Origin of the sequence: Arcicella aurantiaca (assembly GCF_003148625.1) — a bacterium.
GTDB lineage: Bacteria > Bacteroidota > Bacteroidia > Cytophagales > Spirosomataceae > Arcicella > Arcicella aurantiaca.
This window is the reverse complement of the sequence record NZ_QGGO01000003.1, coordinates 238,255-250,792: the sequence shown is the minus strand read 5'-3', so window position 1 is coordinate 250,792 and position 12,538 is coordinate 238,255. Positions and strand designations below refer to the sequence as shown.

General features: G+C 33.0%; 11 protein-coding genes and 1 tRNA gene. 9 read left to right on the top strand and 3 right to left on the bottom strand.

Translation table 11 applies throughout. The features are described from left to right. Nucleotides 1-219 precede the first annotated feature (219 nt). The 3 genes from LV89_RS04270 to LV89_RS04260 are packed head-to-tail and all read left to right on the top strand — an operon-like array spanning nt 220 to nt 1,978. Nucleotides 220-981, top strand: a complete 762-nt coding sequence (locus LV89_RS04270; RefSeq protein ID WP_109741624.1) for a type III pantothenate kinase — start codon at nt 220-222, stop codon at nt 979-981. A 56-nt stretch (nt 982-1,037) separates the two neighbouring features. Next, on the top strand, nt 1,038-1,256 hold the full coding sequence (locus LV89_RS04265) for a helix-turn-helix domain-containing protein (RefSeq protein WP_109741623.1): 219 nt from the start codon (nt 1,038-1,040) through the stop codon (nt 1,254-1,256). Nucleotides 1,257-1,258: 2 nt separating this feature from the next. Continuing rightward, the gene (locus LV89_RS04260) at nt 1,259-1,978 is read left to right on the top strand and encodes a hypothetical protein (protein ID WP_109741622.1); all 720 of its coding nucleotides are present in this window, start codon (nt 1,259-1,261) and stop codon (nt 1,976-1,978) included. Here the strand turns inward: LV89_RS04260 and LV89_RS04255 are convergent. Continuing rightward, on the bottom strand, nt 1,965-3,707 hold the full coding sequence (locus LV89_RS04255; RefSeq protein WP_109741621.1) for an Eco57I restriction-modification methylase domain-containing protein: 1,743 nt from the start codon (nt 3,705-3,707) through the stop codon (nt 1,965-1,967). The two genes, LV89_RS04260 and LV89_RS04255, sit on opposite strands and share 14 nt — an antisense overlap. A gap of 462 nt (nt 3,708-4,169) precedes the next feature. Between LV89_RS04255 and LV89_RS04250 the strand changes: the two genes are divergently transcribed. Next, complete coding sequence (locus LV89_RS04250) at nt 4,170-6,656, top strand: TonB-dependent receptor (protein WP_109741620.1); 2,487 nt, start codon at nt 4,170-4,172, stop codon at nt 6,654-6,656. A gap of 181 nt (nt 6,657-6,837) precedes the next feature. Here LV89_RS04250 and LV89_RS04245 read toward each other — a convergent pair whose 3' ends face one another. After that, nucleotides 6,838-7,122 (bottom strand): hypothetical protein, encoded by a 285-nt coding sequence (locus LV89_RS04245; RefSeq protein ID WP_109741619.1) that lies wholly within the window; start codon nt 7,120-7,122, stop codon nt 6,838-6,840. Between the two features lie 327 nt (nt 7,123-7,449). On the opposite strand from LV89_RS04245, the gene LV89_RS04240 reads away from it, so the two are divergent. Then, nucleotides 7,450-8,016 (top strand): DUF4082 domain-containing protein, encoded by a 567-nt coding sequence (locus LV89_RS04240; RefSeq protein ID WP_109741618.1) that lies wholly within the window; start codon nt 7,450-7,452, stop codon nt 8,014-8,016. Between the two features lie 113 nt (nt 8,017-8,129). Beyond that, a complete protein-coding gene (locus LV89_RS04235; protein ID WP_109741676.1) occupies nt 8,130-9,428 on the top strand; it encodes a serine hydrolase domain-containing protein in 1,299 nt (432 codons plus the stop codon). 105 nt (nt 9,429-9,533) lie between these two features. On the opposite strand, the gene LV89_RS04230 is transcribed toward LV89_RS04235, so the two are convergent. Continuing rightward, a tRNA-Thr gene (locus tag LV89_RS04230) sits at nt 9,534-9,606 on the bottom strand. A 365-nt stretch (nt 9,607-9,971) separates the two neighbouring features. Here LV89_RS04230 and arfB point away from each other — a divergent pair. The 3 genes from arfB (at nt 9,972) to LV89_RS04215 (ending at nt 12,333) form a co-directional block, all read left to right on the top strand. Further along, a complete protein-coding gene (arfB, locus tag LV89_RS04225; protein ID WP_109741617.1) occupies nt 9,972-10,388 on the top strand; it encodes an alternative ribosome rescue aminoacyl-tRNA hydrolase ArfB in 417 nt (138 codons plus the stop codon). A 141-nt stretch (nt 10,389-10,529) separates the two neighbouring features. Then, nucleotides 10,530-11,567: an agmatine deiminase family protein gene (locus LV89_RS04220; protein ID WP_109741616.1), complete on the top strand. Its 1,038-nt coding sequence runs from the start codon at nt 10,530-10,532 to the stop codon at nt 11,565-11,567. A gap of 28 nt (nt 11,568-11,595) precedes the next feature. Then, nucleotides 11,596-12,333, top strand: coding sequence for a hypothetical protein (locus LV89_RS04215; protein WP_146199073.1), 738 nt, complete (start codon nt 11,596-11,598; stop codon nt 12,331-12,333). Nucleotides 12,334-12,538 lie beyond the last annotated feature (205 nt).

Genomic DNA, 12,538 nt, shown 5'->3' with positions numbered 1-12,538 from the left:
AACAGTTATCAATTACGAGTTTTTAGAAAATCTACAGAGACTATCTAATAAATTACCGCTTACTTATAATCAGAATACCTAAAATACACTGATAACTGTTTAGTATTCACTGATAAACTGATAACTGCTTACTGATAACTGTTCACTACTTACTGATAACTGTTTACTGATAACTGATAACTGATACCTGCTTACTGATAACCTGATAACTGAAAAATTATGCTTTTAGCCATTGACATCGGCAATACAGATATTGTTTTTGGAATTTATGAAAATGATTCATGGATTCATCAATTTCGTATTTCGTCATCTTATTCCAATCGAGCAAGCGATTATGAGGCTCAATTGCGAATGCGTTTTTTAGAAAACAACCTCAAAATCAGCGATATTGATAAAGCCATTATTAGTTGCGTTGTTCCTGACCAAAAAATTGTACTGAAGGAAATGGTGCAAGAAATGTTTGCACTTGACCCCATTATGGTTGGCGTAGAAATGTACGACAAACTAAAAATGGAAATTTTGAGTCCTTACGAAATCGGGACAGATTTGGTCTGCAATGCCACTTATGCCTATTATACGCACAAACGCACGTGTATGATTGTGGATTTTGGAACGGCTTTGACTTTCACCGTAATTTCTGGAGAAGGCAAAATAATGGGCGTTTCCATTGCCCCAGGTTTGAAAACTGCCGTAAAATCTCTTTTCTCAAATACGGCTCAATTGCCCGAAGTTCCTTTGGTCATGCCAGATTCTGCCATTGGTAAAAATACCGTTCATGCCATACAAGCGGGGGTTTTGTGGGGTTACGTAGGAATGGTTCGTGAAATGATAAAGCAAATCAAAAACGAAGTAGGACAAGATTGTTTGGTTTTAGCCACAGGCGGACTTTCATCTATTTTAACGCCTCTGCGTGATGATTTTGACGAAGTTGACAAATTATTAACCTTAAATGGTTTGAGAATAATAGCGGGATTGGTATGAGATACTATACTTATAGTCCGTTGTTTCATAAACTACAAAGATAGAACTTTGTAAACATGGACATCAGAAGCAAAATAGGGATACGACTTAAAGAACTTAGAAACGAAAAAGGTCTTAGTCAAGAAAAATTCTCATTCTTATGTGAACTTGACAGAACCTATATTGCAAGTATTGAACAAGGAAAAAGAAATGTTTCAATTGTGAATATTGAGAAAATTGCAAAAGCCTTTGATATGTCTGTTTATCATTTTTTCAACTCAGACTTATTTCAATAAATATGGATATTCAAGCATACGAAACACTTATTACAACTCAATTAAATGAACTTTTAGGAAACATAATCAATACAAATCCTAAATTGAATATTGCTGTTAAGAAAGGTGAACGAGTTGGAGATGGAATTAGCAAATTTCTTGAAAATAGGTTTGTAGAATTTACTCAAAACCATCAATATTTTAAAGAATCGTTGGCTTCACCAGAAGGGAAAACTAAAAATCCTTTTGATGTTCAAACATTTTTTGAAATCAACAACCATAGAGAATTACTTTGGATTGATTTTAAAGCCATAAATATTGACAATGACGACACCAATCCTGATAGCGGTACACCAGACAAAGTATTGACATTGATGAATAGTGGCTATTTTTATTTGGTTTACATTCTTGTCTATTACAAAGGAAATGAAACAGGGTTAGATTTTGTAAAGAATAATGAAATATTTGTAAAATCATATTTCCTTAAAGATGTTAGTAGTACAATGAGAATAACACCTGCAAACCAAATGCAAGTCAATGGTTTTGCAGAACCAATGTACAGAACTCGAGAAGAATTTTTAGAGTTTTTACTTCAAAAGAAAATAGAATCTAACGAAAGAAAACTGAAAAAGGCAACTGAAGAATTAGAAAACTTAAGACAAGGTAATTTCAAAAAAGACTTATCCTTGGAACAGCTTAAAGAACTTAATAAATCACAAGAAGAAAGTATCAAAAATCTTTAATACTTTTTTTAATAGTTGAAATTTCAAAATCGGACAAGTCATAATAAGAATAAACTAAATTATCTATTTGTGTTTTTACAGTATCTTTTGAATCAAAATCGGTGTAAACTTCTTTACACAATTTAGAAATTTCATTTTGTAATTTAATATCATTAGGAACATAAATAGTTCCTAAGTCACCAATTTTTATTTGCGGTTGTTTACCTTGTGAAAACCTTATTATATTCATTTGTTGAGCGTAATAAGTCACAAAATCTGTATTCAAAAAACCACATAGAAAATATAAAAATTCAATTGTTTCTGCAGAATTATTTCTTAATGAAAAAACGTAAAGACTATTATTTGCAGAACTTTTGCCTAAATCTATTGTAGCAATTATTTCTTTTGCCGACTGTCTAATAAACAATTTTGGATTATCATAAATAATCGTTTCGCCCAATCCTAATCTTTTTTTATTCTTAACACCTTGTTTTTCAAGTTCAATTTTCAATTCATCATTAATTGAATCTTGTAACGATTTGTCATAGTAAAAATATTTTTTAAAATCCAGTTTGCCATACTTTTCAGAAAGTGCTTTAGAACCTTGATAATATGGGTATAAAAAATTCTCTTCTCTACTTTCTTTATTGGTAAAAGTAAATTTATCTTCCATATCCAAAAGCATCACGCAAGTACGGAGATTTTTATTTGGATATAATTGCAGTATGGTTTTATCTTTTTTGGCTTCTACTTTGTCTAAAATTTGCTTTGAAATTGAGCAACCATTGTATCTGAATTTATATTCATCATTTTTATTATACCAAATGTTTTGTTTAACTAAATAACGATTTTCAGTTTTATGGTCAATAATTTGTACTTTATGATTTACAGTTTTAGTTTTTGAAAGTTTTATAATTACTTGACCACTCGCAACATCAAAATCTTTAATGTTCACCTGCAATTCATCAATAGTTGTATTTTCTAACAAATATTTTCTTGTAAACTCATAAGCTGTTTCAAAAAAAGAAACATCAATAATAAAACTCAACATACCATTTTCTTTCAAAAAATCAAGCGAATGTTCTATAAACAACATTACAAGATTAAGTTTCCCATTTTTTACAGAACTTGGAAACTGATGATAATTATTTAAGTAATTTATTCTTTGTTCCTCGCTTTCCTTTTTATCTCTTCTTCCATATAATGTAACATAAGGAGGATTACCAATTATATAATCAAACGAATTGTATAAATTAGAAAAAGGAGTGGTTTTAACCTCATCAAACAGCGTTAATCCAGAAGAAACTTTATCCGTAAAATCCCAAGTTATTCCGTTAAATGAACCTTGAAAATTTTCATCAAAAAGAAACGTATATAATTTCTGTATATTACTTTTGGTTTTTTCAACCATTTCTTCTTGAACATCAACAAAGAAAATATTATTTGATATAAAATTTGAAATTAATAATGAGTCGGGAAATTTTAAATAAATATCCGAGAGCAATTTTAAAATAAAAATTCCTTGACCACAGGAAGGCTCAAGTATTCTTCTACCAAAAATTCCTGAATCAATTAAAACAATATCTAATAAATTTTCGACTGTATTAATCGAGTTTGTAAAAAAAACACCATTTTTCTTTCTATCAATTTTGTTTAGACATTGTTCGTAGCCATTTTGTCCAAAGATAATCTTATCAAGAAAAGATGAAACTTGTCCTGTATTTTTAATTTCTCCAATTAAAAAATCCATATAATTTATTTTTATTACAAATTAAAAATGTAAAGATAGCGAATAAGTGATACTTATAATCTACCATTATATAATCTTATATTGATTTACTATCTTCATCACAAAAACTGTCATTCCTCAAAAATGAAAGTTTTTTTATGTCCTTCTGCAACCTTTTTCTCAGTACCTGCATCTCATCTACAAAATCCACTCTTCCAAAACTAAACAAAATACTTTACGAGAATTCTCAACCATTCATCCTTTGAGGAAACCAATCAGGTAGTTTGTTATGCAAGGTAGTATGTTTAATATATAATTTTGATTCAACATTATTGAAGATATTTCTCTTAATCTATCATTTTCAAAATTGAGTGTAAAATGTGGTAAAACGAATACAGCGTCGATTATTTATTTCAACATGAAGTCGAGATTCTTCGCTTTTCGCAAATCGCTTTTCGCTTACAAAATCAATACAAACTCTTTATGAAAACTTTATTTTACTTTCTAATCGCCCTCATAAGCCTCAACAGTTTTAAAACTAATGCACAGGGAAAAATCAGTGGACAAATTACTGATGACAAAAACAAAATCGTGGAATTTGCTAATGTTACTTTATTAAAAGCAAAAGATTCTACCTTGGTAAAAGGAGCATTATCTGACCAAAGCGGTTCATTTGAATTTGAAAAAATTACTTACGGAGATTATATCGTGAATATTTCGCAGTTAGGATACAAGAAATTCTATACGCCAAAATTTACGATAAATTCGGAAAATGGCACAGTAAAATTATCAAATCTTGTTATGCAAGAAGATTCCAAGCAATTATCTGAGGTTCAAGTAGTTGCAAAAAAACCTTTTATCGAACAACAAATTGATAAAACGGTTGTCAATGTTGAAAACTCTATCGTTTCAGCGGGAAGTACGGCATTGGAAGTTTTGGAAAAATCACCGGGCGTAACGGTTGATAAAGATGGTAATATTTCCTTGAAAGGCAAGCAAAATGTGATGGTAATGATGGACGGAAAACCAACGTATATGTCAGCATCGGACTTAGCTAATTTGCTCAGAAATATGCAGTCGAGCCAAGTGGATAAAATCGAATTAATGACTAATCCACCTGCAAAATATGATGCAGCAGGTAATGCAGGCGTAATAAACATTAAGATGAAAAAGAACCAAAACATGGGTTTAAACGGTTCGGCAACGTTGGGATTGGGTTATGGTTTTTATCAATCTTTACCAAAAGAAAATGCGAGCTTAAATCTTAATTATCGTCAAGGAAAAGTAAATGTATTCGGAAATTTCTCTGGAAATAACCGCAAAAGTTTTCAAATCAATGACATTAAACGCAAGTTTGTAGAGAATGGGAAAACGCTTTCAGGATTCGACCAAATTGCCAATTCTGACCGTCAAAATAGCTCATTTTCTTATAAAGTTGGAGCAGATTATTTCATCGACTCTAAAAATACTATCGGTGTTTTATTCAATGGTATGAATGGAAATTGGAAAGAATTGCTTGATAACCAAGCAATTATCAAAAATTCTTTAGGAATGATGGACTCTACTTCAATTACCAAAGGAGATATTAATAATAATTGGGGGAATTATTCAACCAATGTCAATTTCAAACATATCATTGACTCAACAGGTAAAGAATGGACAATGGATGCCGATTATGCTCGCTATGATTCTGACAATAATATGAAATATCGTACTTCAAAATACGACATTAATAATATCCTCCGCCAGACACGTAATGAAGATGGATTGACAGCTTCAAAAATTGATATTTATTCGTTAAAAGCGGATTTGGTATTTCCAATTAATAAAAAGGCAAAATTTGAAGCAGGCGTAAAATCAAGTTATGTAAACTCTAATAATGATATGCGATTTGAGTTTTTGGTAGGCGACAATAATAATCGTGTGCTTGACCCAACTCGTACTCGTGGATTTTTATACAAAGAAAATATCAATGCAGGATATGTAAATTACTCTCAGCAATTCAAAAAATTGAGTGTACAATTAGGATTAAGAGTTGAAAACACCAACGGACAAGGAACTTTACAGGGCAAAGAATTACTAAATCGTAATTACACAAACTTATTCCCAAGTATTTATTTACGTGAAAAATTGTCAGCAAAACATCAATTAGGCTTGTCGTATAGCCGTAGAATTGACCGTCCGAGTTATGAAGATTTGAACCCATTTTTATTCTTCCTCGACCCATATACTTTTGAAAAAGGCAACGAATTATTACAACCACAATACACAGATGCCATCGAAATGTCGCATACTTTCATGGACGCCATCACGACAACTATCAATTATAGCCGTACCAATGGTGTAATGACGCAGATTTTGGAACAAAATAATGCTCTTAAATTGACGAATGTTACAAAATTCAACATTGGTTATGTAGATAATTTCGGCATTTCATTCTCTGTGCCAGTGCCAATTACAAAATGGTGGTTTAGCAATACTTATTTCAATTTGTACAACAATCATTATGTAGGAGATATTCCTAAAACAACAGTCGGAGCAGATGGCGTGGCAACAACAATTTTTCAACCTTTAGATGCCAGAGCCACAACGTATCAAGCCAATATGACGCATCAATTTACGTTGCCAAAGAAATTTTCAATTGAGTTGAGTGGTTGGTATCAATCTCCATTCGTTGAAGCACAATTGATTGGAAAACCAATGGGAGCAGTTTCTTTCGGGGTTCAAAAGAAATTCTTAAAAGATAAAGCAACCTTAAAATTGAATGTAAACGACGTATTTTGGTCAAATAGTTTCCGTGGAAGCTTTGCCTTCAATGACATCGACGTACAAATTGCTAACAAATGGGAAAGTCGTGTAGCTCGCTTAACATTCACTTATCGTTTCGGAAATAACAAAGTTCAAGCATCTCGCCAACGTCAAACAGGCTTAGAAGCAGAAAAAGGACGTGTTAAAAATGGAGGGAATTAGGTGTTAGGTGTTAGGTGTTAGGTGTTAGGTGTTAGGTGTTAGGTGTTAGGTGTAAAAAAGTCCCAGTTGGAATTATTAGTTCCAATTGGGACTTTTTTAATATTTTTCTATTTTGGACTAATCAATCAATAACCAATCAACCAATTACCAATCAACCAGTAACCAATCAACCAGTAACCAATTACAACTTCTCCCCAGGAAGTAAATATTTAAACTTCGTTTTTCCTGATTTTTTATCTTTTTTCCCGTTAAATTTCTTTCCTCCTCCCAAACGACTCCAAGGCCAGTGTTTCTTTGTTGTCACCCACGAAAAAGCTGCTCTTGGACGATAAACGCCATTTTCATGTTTATGCTCATTGGCAACTCTACACGTTTTTTCAGGACAACGCCTTGCCCAAATACAGCCCGTCAAAGCTTGACTTCCTATTATCAACAGTACAAAAAATAAAAGCGACTTTAATTTCATTGATTGGGTTTGTTTTATAAATCTACCATGATAAAAGTCTAAGCAGATTCTATTTAACAAAAGTAATGGAAATATTAGTTAGGGTAAATTTTCTCCTGTTTTCATAAACGTTTTTTCTACTAAAATATTAGCATTTGTTACTCTACATTCATTTTTTCTCGACTAAAACAACAAAATAAAGATAGAAAATACCGCTTACTCATAAGTTTTACCATTAACTCAATTATCGCTCCATTTTTGAAAACAGTACAACAATTTTGCATCAGAACTCTTGAAAAGAGCGAGTATTTAAACACTCAATAATTAACAATTAAAAAATAACTTACCATGAAAAACTTATCAATTTTCTTTTTCACCCTCATTTTATTAGCAAGTGCTTGTAAAAAAGAGGAAACCACCACACCAGCAGAAACGCCATTAGCAAGTTTTTTCGCAGATAGTACAGTAAAGTTTGGTGCAAAAACCATTAATTCAACTTACTATGAATACGGACAGAGGTTTCAAGTGTCAAAAGCAGGAAAAATTACCCGATTAGGCGTAAAAACACCTACTCCGGGTTCGTACAGAGTTGTTATTTGGGACGTAGCCACAAAAAGCATCGTAAGCCAAAAAACCTTAGAAGTAACCATTGCTAATGACCAAGCTTGGGGAGACATTACTCCTCTTGCATTAACTGCCAACAAACAATATTACATTACTTATTTATCTAATAATTGGAATATTGTCTATCCTAAAACAGGTAGTAATTTCTCATTTCCAATTGTAAAAGGCAACGTCGTATTTTTAGCCTATGGTTACATCAGTAGTGCTTTAGGAGCTGCCCCTAAATATCCAACTACCGAGCCTACAAACTATATGGCTGGTTTTGTAGATTTTACTTTTTTACCTGATTGATTTTGATTCTCAAGCAAATAGGAGTCTGCCAGTCAATTTTGTTGACTGGCATTTTTGTTTTTTATCATGAAAGGTTTAATTTCATTTTTTTATATTATTTCAAAACCAAAAACATGAAAAATATACTTACTATTCTTTTTCTGCTTATTTCTATTGGTGGTTTCTCACAAACTAAATCCGCTAAAAACTCCCCTACAATTACCGATGGCACGCCCGAAAGCGTAGGCTTATCAAGCGAGCGAATGGCACGAATGGATAATATTTTCCAAAATGCTATCAACAATAAAGAAGTGCCAGGCGTAGCGGCAATCGTTGTAAAAAACGGTAAAATTGTTTATCACAAAGCCTTTGGAATGGCTGACAATCAGAGCAATAGAGCCTTGAAACGAGACGATATTTTCAGAATTGCTTCCATGACGAAAGCCATTACCTCAACGGCAGTCATGATGCTTTGGGAAGAAGGAAAATTTCAGTTAGATGACCCCATTTCTAAATACATTCCAGAATTTAAGAATCCAACTTTAGTGAAAAGTTTTACCTTTAAAGATAGCAGTTACACAACAGAACCAGCTAAAAAGGAAATTACGATTCGTCATTTATTGAGCCATACTTCAGGTTTAGGTTACGGAGCAATCGATTCAGACGAACGCTTTAAAGCCATGTATAAAAAGGCAGGAATTACCGATTTATTTACAACCGAGTCAATCAAAATTGGAGAAAGTGTCAAGAAATTAGCCAAACTACCTTTACACCATAATCCCGGTGAAAAATACACCTATTGTGAAGGATTAGACGTATTGGGCTATTTTATCGAAGTAGTTTCAGGAATGCCATTTGATGAGTTTTTAAGAAAAAGAATCTTAGACCCATTAAATATGAATGATACATACTTTTATTTACCCGATGCAAAGGCAAGCCGTTTAGTATCCGTGCAAAGACCCGACAAAGACGGAAATTGGGAGAAATACCCAACCACTTTCTACGACCCAGAATATCCAATAAAGGGAGCTAAAACGTTTTTCTCTGGCGGGGCAGGACTTTCAAGTACGGCAAAAGATTACGCAACATTCTTACAAATGTATTTGAACGGCGGAGAATTGGGCGGTAAAAGATTTTTGAGCAGAACTACCATTGATGCTATACTTTCTAACCAAACAGGAATACTTTTCAGTGGAGAAAACGGAGATAATTTCTTTGGTTTAGCATATAGCGTTCTCAAAGCCAGCGGTGAAGACAAAGGCGGAATTGGTAGCGAAGGCTCATTTACTTGGGGCGGTTATTTCAACACCAACTACTTCGGCGACCCCAAAGAAAAAATCATTGGCGTTATCATGAAGCAAACGCAACAAACCAAAGGAGATAATTTAAATAACTTATTCCGACAAATAATTTATCAGTCGATAGACGATTAAAAACAAAAGTCCCTTCAAAGTATTTTGGAGGGACTTTTGTTTTTAGTACCTTAAAATAAGGTCAAAAAAAAAACACTTCAAACGCCATGCTTGAAGTGTTTTGAGAGCCTTCTATCGGGATCGAACCAATGACCTACTGATTACAAGTCAGTTGCTCTACCAGCTGAGCTAAGAAGGCTTTTTTCAACGATTAACTTACTTTTTGTTTCTTTATTTCAGAAGCGTTGTTCGTTTTTCGTGATGCAAAATTAGGGCGATTTTTATTCCTGTGCAAGTCTTTTTGAAAGAAAATTTCAAAAAAAATGAAAATAATTTGTAAACTTTTGATTTTCAAAAACTTAACCTTGAAAGTTTTTTTAACTTTTTTTCATCATTTACTGCTCACTCCAAATTTTGTATCAATTATTAACCGATTTTAATTGAAAATTTATGAAAATAGATGTTTAAAGTGTTTTTAAATACCTTCCAGATGCTTAAAAGTATAATTTAGCAGTCTAACTTTGTATAAATATTTTATCAGCCAACAACTATTCGTTAAAAATTATGACTTTACCAGAATTACTTAAACAAGATTTCTCTACTGAGTGGCAATTCCAAGCTTCTCGTAGTGGCGGAGCTGGTGGACAAAATGTAAATAAGGTTTCTACAAAAATGGAATTACGTTTTAATGTTCTAAGCTCCCAACTTTTAGATGAAAGTCAAAAGCTATTAATTCAAGAAAAACTTAAAAATCAAATTAATTCTGAAGGGGAGTTAATTATCGTTTCTCAAGAAGAACGAACTCAACTCAGAAATAAAGCAGTTGTGATTAAAAAGTTTAAAGAATCATTGGTTAAAGCTTTAACTATTCCTAAAAAAAGACTCAAAGTAACTCCAACTGCTGCAATGATTGCAGAACGCCTTAAAAGTAAAAAGAAGATGGCTGAGAAAAAGGCTAATCGTGGCAAAATAGACTTCTAAATAGGGATTAGGCTTTAGTTGTTGGGCGTTAGTGTTGGAACTCGCTATTAATCAAGATATTCCACCATAATTGGTCAACAGCAAACTAATTCTTAAAAATACTTAAGGCAAGTAAAAATATTTAATTTTCATCAAAATATCATGACTCCTAAACAACAAGGTTTTTTCTTTCCTGCCGAATGGCATAATCATGTAGCAACTTGGCTGACTTTCCCTCACAACGACCATTCTTGGCAAGGTGATAAATTGGCAAAGATGTATCCGCAATATTTTCAGTTTATCAAAGCAATTTCTAAAGGTGAAAAGGTTGGCTTAAATGTGAACGACGAAAAATTGAAGACATTTATTTTGGAAGAATTAGACCGTTATTCTATCGACGCAAATCAGATTGAGATTTTAATTAACCCAACCAATGACGCATGGTGTCGTGACCACGGCCCTGCATTTTTGATTAACCCAGAGACAAAACAACGAATGATTGTCAATTGGGGTTATAATGCTTGGGGTGGAAAATATCCTCCATTTGGTGATGATGATAATTTACCAGTTCAAATTGCAAAATATCGAGGATTAGAATACGTTACGCCCAATATCATCATGGAAGGCGGTTCGGTCGATTTTAATGGAGCAGGCAGTGTGCTAACAAGTCGTTCGTGTTTGTTGAATCCAAATAGAAACCCACATTTGTCACAATCTCAAATTGAAGAATACGTTTGTAATTACTACGGTGTTGAGCAGGTTTTGTGGGTGAATGATGGTATTGTGGGTGATGATACTGATGGACACATTGATGATACGGCTCGTTTTGTGAATGAAGATACCGTCGTGGCTGCGGTTGAGTACAATAAAAACGATGAAAATTATGAGGTGCTGAATGAAAACTTACAACTCATGAAGCAAATGCGTTTATTGAATGGCAAACAATTGAATGTCATTGAATTACCAATGCCTGCCCCTGTGGTAATTGATGATTTCAGAACACCGGGGTCTTATGCCAATTTCTTGATTTGCAATGCAGGCGTAATTGTACCTACGTATCAATGTAAAAATGATGATGTTGCTTTGGATATTCTTTCTCAATGCTTCAAAGACCGTCCTGTCATTGGTTTAGAAGCTACTGATATTATTTGGGGACAAGGAAGTTTTCACTGTCTGTCGCAACAAGAACCGAGTGTATAATTCAGAGAATAGATAATCCATAAATCTTATGATAAAGAAAAGTTTTCTAAGCAGTCCATTTGTTGTACTTATTTTTATAGTAAGTATTACCATGTTTTTCTCTTCCTGCAAAAGCACCAAAAACATATCGTCAAATCAAGCTCAAAAGCAAGATTTATCAACCGCTAAATCTTTAGTTTTTCAAGTAAAATCTTTAAAAGCTATTGATTTAGAGGAAGATTTGACTTTTGCAGATGAAGTCACGCTTACTTATTCACTAACGGCTGTTGATGAAAACAATAAAGTTGTTCAAGTAGCCAATGGTTCTTGGGGCGTTGAAAGCATGAAAAAAGGGCAAATTGCTTTGGAAGAAAGGTTTAAAACTATTGAATTACAAATTCCTGCAAAAGGAAAAGTCTTGACATCAGTTATTTTAACAGAAATTGAGGATTATAAAAAAGCTCAAAATACTGTCAAAAAGATAAATGAATTTGGGAATTTGGGAAAAATACCGACTCTTTTTATTGCTTTAGGAGAATATGAAACACCTTTGGCGATAGTTTTTGCAAGTCTTCAAGCGGCGGGAATTGGGTTAAAAGCAGTAGAACATTTTGACCAAGATGATTTGCTCGGACAAAATACTTTTGACCTCAGCGTAAAGGCACTTTCAGAGAAACAAAAAGTCTTTCCTGTCAAGCTTACTTTTGAAGGAGAACACTTTAAAAATAAGTTTCATTATGAATTAACCTACGAATTAAAGGTTAGAGAAAAGAAATCTAATGATTAAAGCTAAATAGTAACATCTATTGGCATTTACCGATTTTCTACGACTAACATAGTCTGTCTGAATAATTATTTGTATTTTTGCGACCCCAATACAATAAATTAGCACACTAAATAGTTAAAAATCATATCAGAATAATGTGAAAGAAAGTTTTGTGCGAAAGAGTTTCTGATAGAATAATACGTTTGGAATCCGCCCTTTCAGACAT